This window comes from Tardiphaga sp. 768_D3_N2_1, assembly GCF_052076105.1.
Lineage (GTDB): Bacteria > Pseudomonadota > Alphaproteobacteria > Rhizobiales > Xanthobacteraceae > Tardiphaga.
In genome coordinates, this window is the sequence record NZ_CP197245.1 from 3,028,136 (window position 1) to 3,045,064 (window position 16,929).

15 protein-coding genes and 1 tRNA gene are annotated in these 16,929 nt (G+C 61.5%); 5 read left to right on the plus strand and 11 right to left on the minus strand.

All coding sequences use genetic code 11. The features are described from left to right. Positions 1–87: 87 nt before the first annotated feature. The 6 genes from AB8A27_RS14150 to AB8A27_RS14175 form a co-directional block, all read right to left on the minus strand. Positions 88–1,344, minus strand: a complete 1,257-nt coding sequence (locus tag AB8A27_RS14150) for a hypothetical protein (RefSeq protein WP_441242427.1) — start codon at positions 1,342–1,344, stop codon at positions 88–90. Between the two features lie 303 nt (positions 1,345–1,647). After that, positions 1,648–1,721: transfer RNA gene (locus AB8A27_RS14155), tRNA-Gly, on the minus strand. 1,180 nt (positions 1,722–2,901) lie between these two features. Then, positions 2,902–3,696, minus strand: coding sequence for a MetQ/NlpA family ABC transporter substrate-binding protein (locus AB8A27_RS14160; RefSeq protein ID WP_441242428.1), 795 nt, complete (start codon positions 3,694–3,696; stop codon positions 2,902–2,904). A gap of 45 nt (positions 3,697–3,741) precedes the next feature. Next, a complete protein-coding gene (locus AB8A27_RS14165; RefSeq protein WP_068732062.1) occupies positions 3,742–4,407 on the minus strand; it encodes a methionine ABC transporter permease in 666 nt (221 codons plus the stop codon). Further along, positions 4,397–5,518, minus strand: a complete 1,122-nt coding sequence (locus AB8A27_RS14170; RefSeq protein ID WP_441242429.1) for a methionine ABC transporter ATP-binding protein — start codon at positions 5,516–5,518, stop codon at positions 4,397–4,399. The genes AB8A27_RS14165 and AB8A27_RS14170 overlap by 11 nt, the downstream gene beginning before the upstream one ends. A 207-nt stretch (positions 5,519–5,725) precedes the next feature. Next, on the minus strand, positions 5,726–6,688 hold the full coding sequence (locus tag AB8A27_RS14175) for an aliphatic sulfonate ABC transporter substrate-binding protein (protein ID WP_441242430.1): 963 nt from the start codon (positions 6,686–6,688) through the stop codon (positions 5,726–5,728). A gap of 342 nt (positions 6,689–7,030) precedes the next feature. On the opposite strand from AB8A27_RS14175, the gene AB8A27_RS14180 reads away from it, so the two are divergent. From AB8A27_RS14180 to AB8A27_RS14190, 3 genes are all read left to right on the plus strand, one after another. After that, complete coding sequence (locus AB8A27_RS14180; RefSeq protein WP_441242431.1) at positions 7,031–8,023, plus strand: aliphatic sulfonate ABC transporter substrate-binding protein; 993 nt, start codon at positions 7,031–7,033, stop codon at positions 8,021–8,023. A 28-nt stretch (positions 8,024–8,051) separates the two neighbouring features. Next, complete coding sequence (locus AB8A27_RS14185; protein ID WP_441242432.1) at positions 8,052–8,861, plus strand: MetQ/NlpA family ABC transporter substrate-binding protein; 810 nt, start codon at positions 8,052–8,054, stop codon at positions 8,859–8,861. A gap of 256 nt (positions 8,862–9,117) precedes the next feature. Further along, on the plus strand, positions 9,118–9,783 hold the full coding sequence (locus AB8A27_RS14190; protein WP_441242433.1) for a peptidoglycan recognition protein family protein: 666 nt from the start codon (positions 9,118–9,120) through the stop codon (positions 9,781–9,783). 3 nt (positions 9,784–9,786) lie between these two features. Here AB8A27_RS14190 and AB8A27_RS14195 read toward each other — a convergent pair whose 3' ends face one another. Further along, complete coding sequence (locus AB8A27_RS14195) at positions 9,787–10,608, minus strand: aspartate dehydrogenase (RefSeq protein WP_441242434.1); 822 nt, start codon at positions 10,606–10,608, stop codon at positions 9,787–9,789. Positions 10,609–10,922: 314 nt separating this feature from the next. Here AB8A27_RS14195 and AB8A27_RS14200 point away from each other — a divergent pair, with 314 nt between their 5' ends. Together AB8A27_RS14200 and AB8A27_RS14205 are read left to right on the plus strand one after the other, a co-directional pair. Continuing rightward, entirely contained in the window at positions 10,923–11,759 is an 837-nt protein-coding gene (locus AB8A27_RS14200; RefSeq protein WP_441242435.1) for a siderophore-interacting protein, read from the plus strand. A 30-nt stretch (positions 11,760–11,789) separates the two neighbouring features. After that, positions 11,790–13,268 (plus strand): GH1 family beta-glucosidase, encoded by a 1,479-nt coding sequence (locus AB8A27_RS14205; RefSeq protein WP_441242436.1) that lies wholly within the window; start codon positions 11,790–11,792, stop codon positions 13,266–13,268. A gap of 144 nt (positions 13,269–13,412) precedes the next feature. Here the strand turns inward: AB8A27_RS14205 and AB8A27_RS14210 are convergent, their stop codons facing one another. The 4 genes from AB8A27_RS14210 to AB8A27_RS14225 are packed head-to-tail and all read right to left on the minus strand — an operon-like array spanning position 13,413 to position 16,927. Next, complete coding sequence (locus AB8A27_RS14210) at positions 13,413–14,264, minus strand: phosphodiesterase (RefSeq protein WP_441242437.1); 852 nt, start codon at positions 14,262–14,264, stop codon at positions 13,413–13,415. Next, on the minus strand, positions 14,264–15,325 hold the full coding sequence (locus AB8A27_RS14215; RefSeq protein WP_441242438.1) for an ABC transporter ATP-binding protein: 1,062 nt from the start codon (positions 15,323–15,325) through the stop codon (positions 14,264–14,266). Before AB8A27_RS14215 ends, AB8A27_RS14210 begins: the two co-directional genes overlap by 1 nt. Then, complete coding sequence (locus AB8A27_RS14220) at positions 15,322–16,107, minus strand: ABC transporter permease (RefSeq protein WP_441242439.1); 786 nt, start codon at positions 16,105–16,107, stop codon at positions 15,322–15,324. The genes AB8A27_RS14215 and AB8A27_RS14220 overlap by 4 nt, the downstream gene beginning before the upstream one ends. A gap of 4 nt (positions 16,108–16,111) precedes the next feature. After that, positions 16,112–16,927, minus strand: coding sequence for an ABC transporter permease (locus tag AB8A27_RS14225; RefSeq protein WP_068732044.1), 816 nt, complete (start codon positions 16,925–16,927; stop codon positions 16,112–16,114). Between the last annotated feature and the right edge of the window lie 2 nt (positions 16,928–16,929).

Here is a 16,929-nt window from a genome sequence, read left to right on the forward strand (position 1 = left end):
CTAGATGGGCCAAGCGCCGATTACAGGACGACATGTCTCCATCACGGCGGTCGATGTTTGCCGTGAGATTGCTTAAACCACACAGCACTAATCTTCCGAAGCCTCGACCCCCGGAGGCATAAAGCGCCACTTCCCTCGTCGCAGAGGAACCATGCGCTCGATTACAATATGACTTGGGTCTTCGAGTTCAGACTGACTAAATTGTGCAGAACCACTCCGATTATCGGCAGCTTCCCTCATTTTCTTTACGGACTCTAGCAGTTCAGAGGCCAGCGGCCCTCCCGAGTTTCGCTCAGTCGTATCGCGCTCAACTCTCATTCCAAGCTGCTTCCAAATACGAGTTGTTAAGCAGCTATCATCCTTGGGAGGATAGCTGGCGATACGAAACAACCCCTCGCTCTGTTCAGCCTCGGGGAGCGCCGAGTATCTGTTATTGAGAGAAGTGAGATCCTTTTTTAGGTCATCCCCAAACACAAAAATCTGTTTGTCCGACATGAAGAGCGGCGCGGTTCGTTGGTGTAACTTGTCATTGGAAACAAACACCATCGCGAACGGTAGATAGAACAAGTACGCCATATCAACGCGATTGCTCGCACGATCCGGCGATATCAGTTTCTTTCCGATGGCGATGTTGAAGAACACCTCGACCAGCAGGCAATGCGCTGTATAAGGAGCAAACTCATGGAGATGCGGGCGCCCCGCCGCCACCCACCGAGCTTGGACTCGATGAAAGCGCGACGGATTTAGCCCCAGAAGGATATATGCGGTCTTCAACAGCGAAAACCTTTGGCCATCGCCTTGCAGAACCTGCTTCGCAATTACCAGTGCATCCACCAAATTTTTCGGCTCTTGAGTGATTGATAGAATTTGCCGAGCCAGCTTTGATGTTAGCTCGTCGTCCGCTTCTAGGAGCTGTTTGCGCCAACCGACTGCAAAGTCTCGCTCGACCTCCTTGAATTTCCCGCGTTGCCAACGATCAAATGCCTTCGCCTCTGGGGCTTCATCGTAAATCACGCCTACGGAGCCATCCGGCCTACGAACTGGCCTCCCTCCTGCTCTCGCGGGCGCGCGTCGCATCTCGATAACATTGCCGGCAAGTTCGGACATACATATCGTCGTGTGAAGGACATTCGGTGTCGCGTACATAATCGGTGTCTTCTTCGCGACATCTCCGACTATCTGTTCTGCTGAACGCTGACCGGGGGGCTGCTTCGACAGATCAGCCAACACCTCCGTATAAAATATTGGGCAAATCACCGAGTTGTAGAGGCAATCGAAAATAGCGGCCTCATCAATGTTCAGCATCTCGATGAAAGATTTATCGAAGAGTGTGATCGGCCCCAAAGCACAACTCCATTGGATAACTTGAAGTCACACGCCCACTAGCCCGATCTCTCGCAGATTCACGCGAACCCGGCTTGCTACTTGAGGGAGTGTAATGTGAACATTTCGTCGAAGGACTGTGTACTCAGACAAAAAATCTAACGTCTTAAAGCGCCACTCGGAGGGCTGATTCCAGATTCGATACTTAGGGCAGTTGCGCCCGACGCGCGCCCGAAAGTCGTTCACAGGCTAAAACGTTTGCTAGATGAACCGGAAGGTCCGTCTACAAACCGCTGAACAATATAACTTTTTGGAGTGAGTGCTTGGAGCGGGTAGAGGGAATCGAACCCTCGTATTCAGCTTGGAAGGCTGCTGCTCTACCATTGAGCTATACCCGCGTGCCGCGTCAGGTAACACGTTGCGCGACGGGTCTCAACCTCATGTGAGGTCGCATCCCCTGCCCGCTGCGACCGGCGGATTGCGTTTGGATTTCAAGGGGATGGCGTGTGGACATGCGATTTACGGCTGAAGGCCGACCGTAGATGCCGGGCCGCCTCGCTCGTCATTCCCCGGCAAACCAATTGGTTTGCCTGAGGGCGCATGGAAGCGGCGCAGCCGCTGCAATGCGAACCTCAGCCATTCCAATTGGAATGGCGGGGAATCTCGAAGTGTTTTGCGCTGTCTGGAGATTCCCATGCTGAGATTCCGGGTTCGCGCGCGCGAAGGCGCGCCCGCGCCCCGGAATGACAGTGTGGGGTGGCGAGACGGTGCTCAAACATTTTTTCCTATCTTCCGTTGACAATATCCCTACATTGATTATATTCCCCTCCGTCCGGCCCCGGTGAGAGGGGCGAGCGCGATCGTCACGTTCGCGGGGCTGGATGCGGTGGACGCCGGAGATGCGGCGTTACGCGGTTCATGGGGGACGTCTGTCTTCGGGCAGGACGGATCTGCGCCAGCACTGCCACTGGCAAGGACACGGCCGACCTTGAGATGGAAAGATCCCTGGACAGTGTGACGGACGACCAAATCGAAACGCGTCCGGCCAAGTGCTTTGCGGCTACCCTGTCCCTCCGCCCTGGGACATTAATTTTGGTGATGGGACCGTTCGCCAAGGCAGATGTGCAGGCAACCGAAAAAACACCGCAGGCGGAACGCCGGGCACTTGCCCTGCGCCTCCGAAAGTCCTGATGCACTCACAATTGCGGAAGACCGCATTCGGCATCAGGCCCAAGGGTGCAACGGGCACCCGGCGTTCCGCACGCCCTCTTTTCGGAGAGGGTGGATGGGAATGCTCATAGCTCGGACGCGCAAGCGTCGCGAGAATGCGAACGTGTGTTTTCAGGGACGATGGGGCTGTTTGAAATTCTGGATTTGCGATGGCGCGGTGGCGGTCGCCCCACACACAATCGTCATGCCCGGCGCATGCCGGGTATCCACGTCTTGGCCACGAAGGAGAAAGACGTGGATGGCCGGAACAAGTCCGGCCATGACGTAGAGAGAGAGAGAGAGAGAGAGCGGGACCGCCTCTTCCCGCTAGAAGCGCCTCGCCTGCTCAGCGAAGCGCTTTCCTCACCTTTACCAGGTCGCGAGCACCGAGCCCTTGAAGGTCTTCTCGATGAAGTCCTTCACCTCGGGCGACTGATAGCTTTCCACCAGCGTCTTCACCCAGGGCTTGTCCTTGTCCACCGCGCGCACGGCGATGAGATTCGCGTAAGGCCCCTTCGGGTCTTCGCGCAGGATCGCATCCTTGACGGGATCGAGACCGGCCTGGGTGGCGTAATTGGTGTTGATCCCGGCGACGTCGACGTCAGGCAGCGTGCGCGGGAGCTGCGCGGCATCGACTTCGGTGATCTTCAGCTTCTTCGGATTGTCGGTGATGTCGAGCAGGGTCGGCTTGAAACCGACGCCGTCCTTCAGCTTGATGATGCCCTTGTCGCGCAGCAGGATCAGCACGCGGCCGCCATTGGTCGGATCGTTCGGGATCGCCAGCGTGGCGCCTGACTTCACCTCGTCCCAGGTCTTCACCTTCTTCGAATAGATGCCCATCGGGAAGTTGATGGTGTTGCCGACAGCGACGATCTTGTATTTGCGATCGGCCACCTGGTTGTCGAGATAGGGCTGATGCTGGAACGAATTGGCCTGCAGGTCGCCGGCTTCCAGCGCCGCATTCGGCACCACGTAATCGGAGAATTCGACGATCTGGATGTCGAGACCCTTCTTGGCAGCGACGGCCTTGGCGGCTTCCAGCACCTGCGCATGCGGACCCGGGGTCACGCCGACCTTGATGGTCTCGGCGGAAGCAGCGCCGGTGAGCGCGGCGAAAGCGAGGATGGAGAGAAAGTAACGACGAAGAGACATGGTGTTTTCCATTGTGAGTAAACGAGTGTGAACGGGCCCGCTGATGCGGGCGGTCGTTCAGGAATGTCGCGTGCGCTTGTCGAGGCGGCGCGAGATGAAGTCGCCAAGGCTCTGCACGCCCTGCACGAGACAGATCAGCACGGCGACCACCGTCGCCATGACTTCCGGCATGAAGCGCTGATAGCCGTAGCGGATGCCGAGATCGCCGAGGCCACCGCCGCCGACGGCGCCAACCATGGCGGAGTAACCGATCAGGCTGACGGTCGCGAGCGTCAGCGCCAGCGTCACCGCCGGCATCGCTTCGGGCAACAAGACCTTCCAGACAATCTGCAGCGGGCTGGCGCCAAAGGCGCGCGCGGCTTCGACGAGGCCCTGATCGACCTCGCGGATCGCGCCTTCGATGACCCGCGCGATGAACGGCGTCGCGGCGATGGTCAGCGGGACCACAGCGGCGCTGGTGCCGATCGAGGTGCCGGCGATCAGCCGCGTCAGCGGCACGATGGCGACGACGAGAATGATGAAGGGCGTCGAGCGCGTGGCATTGACCACGAGGCCGAGCAGACGATTGACGTTCGGCGCCGGGAACAACTCACCCGCGCGGCTGGTCGCGAGGAAGATGCCGAGCGGCAATCCTGCCAGCGTGCCAAAAATGCCGGCCAGCGCCACCATGGTGAGCGTGTCCAGCGTCGACCACAGGATCATGTTGATCAGTTCAGGCGACATAGCCGAGATGCTCCACGGTGTTGCGGGTCGCGGTGAGATCGGCGATCAGCTTCGCCTGCAATTCCGGCTCGGCCGCGACGGAGGCGATCAGCGTGCCGAACGGATGATCGGCGACATATTCGATCTGGCCATGCATGATGTTGAAGTCGACGCCGTAAGCCCGCGTCAGGCGCGACAGCACGGGCTCGTCGGCATCGGCGCCGGTGAAGGCGATGCGGATGACGGCCTGACGGCCCGGCGCATAATCGGCCAGCAATTTGGCCTGCAGCCATTCCGGCACATTGCCGCCGGTGACTTCGCCGACGAAGCGCTTGGTCGTCGCATGCGTGGGCTTGGAGAAGATCTCGTAGGTGGTGCCCTGCTCGATGATCTGCCCGCCTTCCATGACCGCGACGCGCTGGGCGAGCTTCTTCACCACGGACATTTCATGGGTGATGAAGAGAATGGTGAGATTGAGCTCGGCATTGATCTGCTTGAGCAGCGCGATGATCTGCGCGGTGGTCTCGGGATCGAGCGCGGAGGTCGCCTCGTCCGACAGCAACACCTTCGGCTTGGTGGCGAGCGCACGCGCGATGCCGACGCGCTGCTTCTGGCCGCCGGAGAGTTCGGCCGGATAGCGGTCGCGCTTGTCGGCGAGACCAACCATGTCGAGCAGCGGCTCGACGATGCCCTTGATGTCTTTTCGCGGCGTGCCGGCAATCTCCAGCGGCAGCGCGATATTGTCGAAGGCGGTGCGCGACGACAGCAGGTTGAAATGCTGGAAGATCATGCCGATCGAGCGGCGCGCCTGACGCAGCGCCTTCTCATCCAGCGATCCGATGTCGAGGCCATCAACGGTGACGGTGCCCCTGGTCGGCTGTTCGAGGCCGTTGATGAGACGGATCAGCGTCGACTTGCCGGCGCCGCTCTTGCCGATCACGCCGACAATGGCGCCCTCGGGCACCACGAGGTCGATATTGTCGACCGCCTTCACCTCGGCGGAGTCTTTTCTGGGCGGGAAAATCTTGCTGACGCCATCAAAGGAGATGATGGCACGCACTTGTTGGCCAGGATCTTGCGGATCGAGAACTGGCACGGGCGCTCCGGTCGGCTTGGACAGGGGAGCGTTCATTGAATGACGTTTCTGCGCAGTTGTGAAGCACGGGGCCGGCCTGCGTGTCGCGGGCGCCGTGGCGGCAACCTACTGATTTCGGGCAACATTTCAACCGCACTGCACAAAACGGGAAAAACCAACGGTTTCAAGGGCCTGTGAGAGGAAAAGAGTGCCGGAAGACGGCTGGTGACAGCGCTAATCGTCTCCCGGCGAGTTTACGGGAGCTCAGGAGCCCGGGGTCCAGGTCCAGACGATGTCCTTCACATTGATCGCCTTGGGGATCAGGCCGAGCTTGTGGAAGCGGTCCGCAGTCTCCTGCTGGGTGGCAATGATCCGGTCATTGATCGGCACCACCGTGTAGTTCGACCGCTCGACGGCGCGCGTGGTGGCGGCCTTGTCGACACCGGTCGCCTCCTGAAGCTTCGTTGCGACCTCCGGCCGATTGGCCTCGGCCCACTTCCCTTCATCGGCAAAGGTCTTGTTGAACAGCGCGACGGTGTCCGGATGCCTGGTGGTGAAATCCTTGTTGGCAAGGAAGAACGAAATGGAGTCCTGCACGTCCTTCGAGAAGGCAATCACCCGTGCCTGCTTGCCCTCGGCGAGCGCCAGATACGGATCCCAGATCGACCACGCATCGATATTCCCGCTGGCGAATGCCGCTACGGCGTCTGCGGGGCCAAGATAGACGGGCGTGATATCCGCATAGGTCAGCCCGGCCTTCTCCAGCGCGGCGACGATGGTGTTATGCGCGCTCGATCCCTTGCCGAAGCCGACCTTCTTGCCCTTGAGATCTTTGAGCGTCCTGATCGGCGAATTCTCGGGAACGACGATGCCCTGATTGTAGCCGCGTGAGGGGATAGCGGCGATGTAGAGGAGATTGGCCCGCGCCACCTGCGCGAAGATCGGCGGCGCGTCGCCGGCATAGCCGAAGTCGACATTGCCGGTATTGATCGCCTCCAGGATCGGCGGGCCGAACTGGAATTCGACCCATCGCACGCTGATCCCCTTTTCCTTGAACACCTTTTCGAGCGTCGCGCGCTGCTTCACCGCCGGGAAGATGCCGGCCTTCTGGAAGCCGATGCGGATTTCCTTCGGCTCCTGCGCCGCGGCTGGCGATGCAATCAAGCCGGCCGCTATCAAAAGTGCTGCGGACAGGCCCGCAACGATGCTTCGTCTTGAATGCGACATTGTGTTCTTGCTCCGGATGTCGCCGGCATTCCAGGCGCCGACGTGATGGTGCAAGGCTAGGCGCAATCGGGAAGATTGTGCTTTCAAAGGTCGTCGGTCGCCGGCAACATTTGCGATCCCGGCGCACGCGGCCATAGCAGCTTCATCTCCGGAACAACGCGATGTTTCGGCCCTGTTCCCGGCAACGCAAGCGCGGCAGAGAACGTTTTCGCTGCACAATCCGGCCGTCGCAGCATGCATGCATCGCCGCGCCGATAACTACAGTTGGCCATTTCATTGACGGAAACGAGCCGCTCTCTCACCTTTGCTCATCTCGCAACGACACCAGCAAAGCAGCGCATCATGCTTCCGATCCTTCTCTCTCACTTCATCGATCGCTTCGTGTTCAGGCGCACCAGAGCGCTGCAACTCGCGGCGGTGGCATCCATGCTGTCGGTATCGTTTGCCTGCGCACAGACACCGGACACGGTGCGCATCGGCTATCAGAAGTCGTCGACGCTGATCGCGGTGCTGAAGACCAATGGTGAGCTGGAGAAGGCGCTGGCGCCGCTTGGCGTGAAGATCTCGTGGCATGAATTCACCAGCGGCCTGCCGCTGCTCGAGGCGATCAATACCAACAATGTCGATTTCGGCGCCGATGTCGCCGACACCGTGCCGCTGTTCGCGCAGGCGGCCGGCGCCAAGCTCGCTTACATTGCCGAGGAAGCCGCCTCGCCGGCCGCACAGGCCATCGTGGTTCCCGCGGAGTCGCCGCTCAAGACCGTCGCCGATCTCAAGGGCAAGAAGGTCGCAGTGACCAAAGGCGCCGGCAGTCACTTTCTGCTGCTCGCCGCGCTGAGCAAGGCGGGTCTGAGCTTCAAGGACATCCAGCCGGCCTATCTGCCGCCGGCCGACGGCCGCATCGCCTTCGTCGGCGGCAATGTGGATGCCTGGGTGGCATGGGATCCGTTCCTCACCAGCGCGCAGCGCCAGAGCAATGCGCGCGTCCTCGCCGACGGCAGCAATGGCCTCGCCAGCTACAAGCGCTACTACCTGTCCTCGGCCGCCTATGCCGACAAGCGCGGCGACGTGCTGAACGTCATCTTCAAGAAGCTGGATGAGACCGGCAAATGGGTGAAGGCGCAGCCGAAGGATGCCGCGAAACTTCTTTCCGGCCTGTGGGGCATCGACGCAGCCACCGTCGAGGAAGCCAACAGCCACCGCTCCTACAAGGTCGGCGCGGTGACCAAGGCCGGCCTGTCCGAGCAGCAGACCATCGCCGACGCCTTCTTCTCCGAAAAGCTCGTGCCCGTGAAGGTCAACGCCGCCGACGTGACGATCTGGTCGCCGAAGTAACGCCCTCTCCCTACCGAAAGCTCATCTTATGAAACGTCTTCTCTCGGCGCTCACCGCGGCCGCCCTCTCGCTCGCGCCCCTCGCAACTGCAAGCGCACAGTCCCCCAAGACCGAACTCAAGGTCGGCTTCGTGCCCGGTCCTTACATCGACGGCTTCAAGGCCGGCGTGGAGCCCGAACTGAAGAAGAAGGGCTACACCGTCAAATACTACGAATTCTCCACCGGCCTCGAAGCCAATACGGCGGTGTTCAAGAACGACATCGACGCCAATGTGATGCAGCACACGGTGTTCCTGACCTCCTACAACGAACGCCAGAAGACCGACCTCACCGGCATCATCACCGTGCCGACGCCGCCGATGGGCCTTTATTCGACCAAGCACAAGAAAGCCGAAGACGTGAAAGCCGGCGCCACCGTGGTGGTGCCGAATGATCCCGTAAACCTGCAGCGCGCGCTGTGGATCCTGCGCGATCTCGGCTGGATCGAGATCAAGGACAGCAAGCCGGTGGACGTGACCGAACTCGACGTGATCAAGAATCCGAAGGGCATCAAGATCGTGCCGCTGGAAAACGCCCAAGCCCCGCGCGCTCTCGGCGATGCCGACTTCGCCGCCGTGCAGGGCAACTTCGCCATCTATAGCGGGCTGAAGCTGACCGAGGCCTTCGCGCTCGAGAAGATGACCAAGCCCTACACCAATGTGGTGGCCGTCCGCCGCGGCAATGTCGAGGCGCAATGGGCAAAGGACATTGTGGCCGCCTATCAATCGGACATGTTCAAGACCGCGATCCGGAACGACAAATTCTACGCCGGCTTCACCCTGCCCGAATATTTCAACTGAGCCGGCCTGCCCGCGTCGGTTGTATCTGAGCATAGCAATACCTACTCAGGCGTTTGACTCCGCAAGCGCCTGAGTTACCATTTCCGATGGCGCGGGCTGCGCTTTCGGATTGAGGGGCATGAACCACCGCACCCTGTGGGCTATTTTGCTGTTGATCACCGTCGGCTCGCCCGCGGTCGCCCAGACACCTCCGCGGGAAGCGCCTTCACCCAATGAAATTTGGAAAATCGATCCTTCAACAACCGAAGGTCCGATCGTGACTCTGCCATCTATTGCACCGGCAATCTCTCCCCCAGCGGAGCCTGCATCGTCAACGCTCTCGAACTTCGAGATCGCCGCCCGCTCCCGCGGCACCCCCGACATTCCCGGGCTCAACATGATCTGGCTGCGACCGTGGACCGATCTCCGCCACGCGCGCGAATGGCGTAACATCGTCGTGCATCAGTCGGAAGGCGCGATCGGCTCCGCCTGGCGGAACGCGGTCGCGCAGATGCAGAAACCCGATCGTCGCGGCGTCGCCATCTGGATCGAGACCGACGGCACGGTTTACTGGTCGACGCCGGAATGGGCGGTACCGAAACATCTCAGTCGCGGCAACCGCAACGACAACAAATATATTGACAACAGCGGGACCTATCAGCAGATCGACGATGACTCATCGATCGGGGTCGAGTTCGTCGGCAACTACCCCAATGTCCGCAAGCCGCCGACTGACGCGCAGATCGCGGCGTGGCGCGTGCTGGTCCGCGTGCTGCAGGCTCGCTACGACATCCCGAATGAGCGCGTCTTCGCCCACAACTGGATCGACTATAAGGATCGCCGCTATTGCGAGGGCTGCGAGCTTGCCAGGATCGCCCGGACCCAAGGAATCGAGACTGCGCAGCAGATAACTCCTGCGCATCAAGTCGAAAGCAGCAAATAGGCCTTACGTGCCGACGCGCAGCGCCGCGCGCTGCTTGCGCAGATAGGCAATCACCGACAGCGCCGTGATGCGACCGGTCTTCGGATTCTCCGACGGGATATTCTCGATCTGCATCGAGAACCGTGCGGAATCCGAATCCACCTCGACGCGATGGACGTTGCGCGTCAGCGCCGGATCGGCCCAGATTTCCAGTGTTGTGGCGTCGGGGCCTGCGCCTGCGAGCGACAGCGCGACGGCAACATTGAGATTGGCGGGGAAGCCCTTGGCGGCCTCGCGCGCCGTGCCCTCGAAAATCTTCATCGGTTCGGTGATGCTGTCGATGTCGATCTTGTTCTCGACGATATAGGGCGCACCGGCGAGACCCTTCACCGGCTTGCGCGTCACCATCTTCACCGACGAGATCTTGCCTTCGGCGGCGGCCGTCACGGCATCGAGTCCGATCAGTGCGCCGGTCGGCACCACGATCTGGCCGCCATTGGCCTTGGCCAGCGCGATGAGATCGTCGTTGAACAACAGCGCTCCAGCGCTCAGCACAATCGCGGTCTTGCCCTTGCTGACGAACGGCTTGACGATCTCGGGCAGCAACGCTGCGGGCGCACATTCGATCACGATATCGGCGACATCCGCGAGGCCCGCGATGGGAAGCACCGGCGGCGCCTTGCCGAGACCGGACAGGAACGACTGATGCTTCTCCGGATTTTGCACGGCGACCGCCGCCAGAACCAGCCCGTCGATGCCGCGATCCAGGGCTTCGGCCACCTTGCGGCCGATCGGCCCGAGGCCAACAATGGCCACGCGCGTGGCAGACTTTGCTTCAGTGCTCATCAGGTCTATCTCGTCCACTGATTTCGGGGGCACGCCGCCACATCCGGAAACTGTTCTCCCCCGGAAAGGCCGCAATGTCCATGCGGTGATATCGGCCAGTTTAGAAGGCTTCCGGCATCACGCCATCGTGCAGCACGTGCGACAATCCCGGGCTTGCACGTAAAAGGACGTTTCGATAGGTCTGCCGTGATTGCTGTCTCGGCGAGGCCGCACGTAAGCGTTAACGTGAACCAACGCGCCGATCGAACCTGATCCAGGCTCGACCTGCGCGACTCCGCGTCAAACAGGCCGATCTGGATTCCCCGGGAATCCACATGACCGACACACCTTCAGACACAATTTCCACCGAGCGTCATCGCATCACGCGCGTTCGTCACGAGCTGAAGCGCCGCCTGCTGACCGTCAAGCGCGTAACGTCCGTGACGCCGCACATGAAGCGCATCACCCTCACCGGTGACGACCTCGAGGGCTTCGTCAGCGCGTCCTATGACAACCACGTCAAGGTGTTCTTCCCGCGCCCCGGCGAAGCCGAACCTTTGATGCCGGTCTTCAGCGAAGGCCGTGTGCTGGTCGATGAGAGCGCGCGGCCAATCGCGCGGGACTACACGCCGCGGCGCTATGACGCCGCTGCTGGAGAACTCGACATCGATTTCGCCATTCACGATGCCGGCCCCGCCACGACCTGGGCCGCCGAAGCGAAGCCAGGCGATAAAGTCGGTATCGGCGGCCCGCGCGGGTCGTTCGTGGTGCCGGACGATTTCGATTGGTATCTGCTGATCGGCGACGAAACTGCCCTGCCCGCCATCGGCCGCCGGCTCGAAGAACTGCGCCCTGCCACACGGGCCATCGTGATCGCGGAAATCGCCGACGCCGCCGAGGAACAGGTCTTCGCATCGAAGGCGTCCGTTACCATCAACTGGCTGCATCGTGGCCAGCAAAGCGCCGGATCGACCACGCTGATGGAGGATGCCTTGCGCAATCTCAAACTCCCCGTTGGCGACGGCTATGCCTTCATCGCCGGAGAATCCGAGGTAGCCAAGCGCCTCCGCAGGATCCTCGTCGACGAGCGCCAGCATCCCAAGGCATGGGTCAAGGCGTCAGGCTATTGGAAAGGCGGCGCAGAGAACTATCATGAACCGCATGACGACTGACCGTCGCGTTCCGGACTAGCAGGAGATCTGGTGTCCCATCGTTTCACGCGCCGCGATTTTGCCGGAGCGGCCGGCGCACTCGCCACCGGCCTCGCCGTCTCGCCTGCGAAGGCCGCGGCTCAAACAGCCGCGACCACACCGGCAGCGCTTGCCAACGACCGGCGTTTTCCGGCCGATTTCGTCTGGGGCACCGCGACGTCGGCCTATCAGATCGAGGGTGCCGTCGCGGCCGAAGGCCGCGGCCCCTCGATCTGGGACAGCTATTCGCACACACCAAACAAGATCCGCGGCGGCGGCAACGGCGACCACGCGGTAGATCATGTCCACCGCTACAAGGAAGACGTCCAACTGATGAAGGCGCTGGGCGCGAAGGCCTATCGCTTCTCCATATCCTGGTCGCGCGTGTTTCCGTCCGGCACGGGCACGCCCAATCCGCAAGGGCTCGATTTCTACAACCGCCTCATCGACGAGCTATTGGCCAATGGCATCGAGCCATACGCCACGCTGTATCACTGGGATCTGCCGCAGCCGCTGCAGGATCGTGTCGGCGGCTGGGCGTCATCAGATACGTCGAAGGCGTTCGGCGACTATGCCGCTTATGTGGCGCAGCGTATCACCGACCGCGTCAAGAACATCATCACGATCAACGAATGCGCAGTCTTCGTCGATTTCGGCTATGGCAGCGGCCCGGTCGAGCTCGCGCCCGGTCTGAAGCTACCGCAACCGCAGCTCAATCAGATTCGCCATCACGTCGCGCTGGGCCACGGATTGGCCGTGCAGGCGATCCGCGCCAATGGACATGCCGGCACCAGGGTTGGCCTCGCCGAAAATATCGCGTCCTGCGTCCCGGCCATCGAAACACCGGCCAATATCCGCGCATCCGAAATCGCAACGCGCGAGATGAATGGCGGCTATATGACCGTCATTCTCGAAGGCAGATATACCGATGCATTCCTGGCCTATGCGGGCAAGAATGCGCCGAGCTTCACGGCAGAAGAGTTGAAGATCATCTCCTCGCCCTTAGATTTCGTCGGCCTCAACATCTACATGCCGCACCATTACGTGGTGGCGAGTGATGACCAGCATGGCTTCGCATTGGTGCCATTCCCGACCTCGTTCCCGCGCATGGATTCGGACTGGCTGCGGATCGGGCCGGAAGCGCTGTATTGGGCACCGCGCAATGTCGCCAAGATCTGGAACGTCAAGCAGATCTATATCAGCGAGAACGGTACATCGGCCGCCGACCGGCCGGCCGGTGATGGCAAGATCCACGATCTCGACCGCGTCATGTATCTCAGGAACTATCTCACGCATCTGCAGCGCGCGACGTCGGAAGGCATCCCCGTAGCGGGGTATTTCCACTGGAGCCTGATGGATAATTTCGAATGGTCCGATGGCTATGAAAAACGCTTCGGCCTTTACCACGTTGACTTCGAGACGCAGAAACGAACGCCGAAGCTCAGCGCGGAGTTTTACCGGAGTTTGATTGCGGCGAATGCGCTGATGTAGCTCATCGTCATTCCGGGGCGCGCGCATCTTCGCGCGCGAACCCGGAATCTCGAGATAATTGAAACGCCCGTTAGCCCGCACATCGAGATTCCGGGTTCACGCCGGCTCGCTGCGCGATCCGACGTGCCCCGGAATGACAGTGCTTTACAGTAACTTCCCATCCGCCCCGAAGAACGGATGCGGACCATCGAAGTCACCGATCGGCACCTGATGGGTGACCAGATGGCCGCCCTCCTCGCCATCTGGAAACCAAACGTGCAGGTGGAACGCTGGCGGCTCAACACGGAACGACGGCGGACGCAATTCGGCGATGTCGAGATCGACCGCATGGTTCGGCGCCGGGCAGATCGTCGCGGCGGTGCCGGCGAACGTCGTCAGCGTCGCACGATGGACGTGGCCGGCGGCGACGATCCGGACACGCGGATGTTCGCGGACGATAGCAGCGAGCTCATCCGCATTGAACAGGTCCTGCACGTCCATATGTTCGATGCCGGTGCGGAACGGCGGATGATGCAGGAACAGCAAAGCCGGCCGTTCGCGCGATGAGGCCAGCGTGGCATCGAGCCATTGCAGCGTTGCCGCTTCCAGCGTGCCGTGCGGTTTTCCCGGAACATGCGAGTCCAGCAGGATGATGTCGAGCGGGCCAACGGTCCGCGCCTGATCGAGCGGGCCCGACGACTTCGCATAGGCCCAATCAGGAAATGCCGCGCGCATCATGTCGCGGGCATCGTGATTGCCGGGCACGCCGATGAACGGGATCTTGAGCGGCGCCAGCAGCCGCCACAGATGCTCGTATTCGCCGGGCGTCGGCGTATCGACGAGGTCACCGGAGATGACGACGAGATCGGGGCGCGGATCGAGCGCGTTCAGCTCGGCGATACAGCGCTCCAGCGCCTTCGCCGTATCGACCTTGCCATAGGCCAGCTCGCCCGGCGCCTTGATATGCAGATCGGAGATCTGCGCGATGATGGTGGGCTTGGATTCCGGCTTGGACATCAATCTTCTTTCGGCAACACGCGAACCGCTTGAGGCGTGACCGACAGGCCGACGCGCTCCCCTGCACGCACATTGATGGTGTTCGGCGCGTCCACCGTCAACGGCTTGTTCGCCGCACCCGTCACCACGAGACGCTGGCGATCACCGATGAAGGCAACGCTTTCGACCGTGCCGCGCAGGAAGGCGTCCGCCTCGGCGACAACTCCGATGGTCTCCGGCCGGATCATCGCCACTGCCGCAGCGTTGTCGACGGCGTTATCAAGCGCCAGCCAACCGCCGGGCAGCGTCAGCCGGCCACCGCTCACCGGCCCCTCGACGATATTGGCCGCACCGACGAATTCCGCGACAAAACGGTTCTGGGGAGCAAAGTAGATCTCGCGTGGCGTGCCTATCTGCGCGATGGCGCCCTTGCGCATCACCACGATACGGTCGCCGAGTTCCATCGCCTCGGCCTGGTCGTGCGTCACGTAGATCGCGGTGATCCCGAGCGAGCGCAGCAGGCTGTTGAGTTCACTGCGCAGCCGGTCGCGCAGCGAGGCATCAAGCGCCGTCAACGGCTCGTCGAGCAGCAGCACGCGTGGACGCACGGCCACCGCGCGCGCCAGCGCAACACGCTGGCGCTGTCCACCGGACAATTGATCGATACGGCGATTTTCCAGCCCGCCGATATTGGTCAGCGCCACCATCTCGGCGACACGCGCCGCGCGCGCGGCCTTGTCGACGCCGCGGATCTTCAGCCCGTAGCTGATGTTCTCAGCCACGGTCATGTTGGGAAACAGCGCATAGGACTGGAACACCATGCCGACATGGCGCTGCTCGATCGGCACTGAGGTCATGTCGGTCTTGTCGAACAGCACACGGCCGCCCGCATCAGGCGTCTCCAGCCCGGCGATGATCCGCAGCATGGTGGTCTTGCCGCAACCGGAGGGGCCGAGCAGAACCAGCGTCTCGCCTGACACGATATCCAGGGAGGCCGGCGCCAGCGCCTGCGTGCCATCCGGAAAGGTCTTGCCGCAATTCTGGATGTAAACGGCCGCACCGTGTCCCGCAACAGCGCTCATTTCGTCTCGCCCTTCTCGGCAAACATCTGCATCGCCACCAGAAGGGGCACAATCATGATGAAGAAAATCAACGTATAGGCGGATGCCACTTCCAGCCGCATCGACGCATAGCTGTCGGCAAGGCCGACCGGCAGCGTCTTGGCCAGCGGCGTATGCAGCATCCAGGTGAGATTGAATTCGCCGAGCGACAGCGTCACCACCATCAGCGATCCGGCGAGAATACCCGGCATCGCATTCGGCACGATCACGTTGCAGAAGCGCGTCCATGGCGAGGCGCCGAGCGAGGCGGCGCCCTCGTCCAGCGTCTTGATATCGACCGAAGCAAACACCGCCATCACCGAGCGCACCATGAAAGGCATGGTGAAGACCACATGGCCTGCCAGGATGAACAGCCACGACTGCCGGAAGCTACCGAAGCCGCCATAGGTCAGCAGCAGCGCCAACGCGATGGCAAGGCCAGGGATTGCAAGCGGCAGCGTGATGATTTCCTCGATCACGCGCGACAATCTCCCGCCCTTCACGTGTAGCCCATAAGCCGCGGGCACGCCGACAACAAGCGTCACCGCCAGGGTCGCAAAGGCGATCAGAAACGACAGCCCGATCTCGCCAGCGTAGAGGTTCCAGACCTGCACCACCCATTGCAGCGTGACGCCCGACTGGATGCCGCGGAAGTAATTGACGGTGACGCCGGCGGTAATCGACAGCACCACTGGCACGACGAGAAACGCCGCAACGAGCAGCGTGAATCCGAGCTGGCTAGCGAAAATCAGGCGATCGCGCATCGGCTTACCCCGCCGCCGCGACAGCGCCGCCGCTCATCGAGCGGGCCAGCGCGAGGATCGCCCAGGCGATTACACCGAGTCCGATCGACAGCGCCGCCGAGATCGCAAAATTCGCCGCCAATGTGAACTCGGTATAGATCAGCATCGGCAACACATCGATGTTTGTCGCAAGCGTGAAGGCTGTGCCGAAGGCACCCATGGCTGTGGCAAAGGCGATCGCACCCGAGGCGACGAAGGCGGGCCCGAGCGCCGGCAGCACCACATCGCGCTGAACCGCCCACGGGCTCGCACCGAGCGAACGCGCCGCCTCCTCCAGCCCGATATCGAGCTTCTGCACCGCTGCCATCACCGTGAGGATCACGCGCGGGATCGAGAAATAGAGATAGCCGAGAAACAGACCGAAGATCGAATAGGCGAAAACAACTTTCTCGCCCGTCACCGCGGCGGTGATGGCGCCGATCAGGCCCTGACGTCCGGCAAGAAGAATGATGAGAAAGCCGACCACGACGCCAGGAAATGCCAGCGGGAATGTCAGCATTGCGATCAGCACGGCGCGGCCGGGGAAGCGATGACGCTGCAGGAACAGGCCGGCGATGGTGGCAATCACCAGTGTGGCGATGGTCGTCGCCGCAGCCAGCACGACCGTATTAATCAGCGTGGCGCGATAGCGCGGCTCGGTGATGATCGCGAGATAGGCGGACACGCCGCGCGATCCGCCGGCGCCCACAGCGAGCAATTGCGCCATCGGCAAGAGGAAGAAGGCTGCTGTCACCACTACGAGCGGCAGCAGGCAGATCCAGATGAAATTACGGTGCGACATGA

Coding starts and splice junctions, on each gene's coding strand:
- AB8A27_RS14195 (WP_441242434.1), bottom strand. CDS start 10,608: ATGAGCACTGAAGCAAAGTCTGCCACGCGCGTGGCCATTGTTGGCCTC.
- AB8A27_RS14200 (WP_441242435.1), top strand. CDS start 10,923: ATGACCGACACACCTTCAGACACAATTTCCACCGAGCGTCATCGCATC.
- AB8A27_RS14170 (WP_441242429.1), bottom strand. CDS start 5,518: ATGAACGCTCCCCTGTCCAAGCCGACCGGAGCGCCCGTGCCAGTTCTC.
- AB8A27_RS14180 (WP_441242431.1), top strand. CDS start 7,031: ATGCTTCCGATCCTTCTCTCTCACTTCATCGATCGCTTCGTGTTCAGG.
- AB8A27_RS14215 (WP_441242438.1), bottom strand. CDS start 15,325: ATGAGCGCTGTTGCGGGACACGGTGCGGCCGTTTACATCCAGAATTGC.
- AB8A27_RS14165 (WP_068732062.1), bottom strand. CDS start 4,407: ATGTCGCCTGAACTGATCAACATGATCCTGTGGTCGACGCTGGACACG.
- AB8A27_RS14175 (WP_441242430.1), bottom strand. CDS start 6,688: ATGTCGCATTCAAGACGAAGCATCGTTGCGGGCCTGTCCGCAGCACTT.
- AB8A27_RS14160 (WP_441242428.1), bottom strand. CDS start 3,696: ATGGAAAACACCATGTCTCTTCGTCGTTACTTTCTCTCCATCCTCGCT.
- AB8A27_RS14225 (WP_068732044.1), bottom strand. CDS start 16,927: ATGTCGCACCGTAATTTCATCTGGATCTGCCTGCTGCCGCTCGTAGTG.
- AB8A27_RS14185 (WP_441242432.1), top strand. CDS start 8,052: ATGAAACGTCTTCTCTCGGCGCTCACCGCGGCCGCCCTCTCGCTCGCG.
- AB8A27_RS14220 (WP_441242439.1), bottom strand. CDS start 16,107: ATGCGCGATCGCCTGATTTTCGCTAGCCAGCTCGGATTCACGCTGCTC.
- AB8A27_RS14210 (WP_441242437.1), bottom strand. CDS start 14,264: ATGTCCAAGCCGGAATCCAAGCCCACCATCATCGCGCAGATCTCCGAT.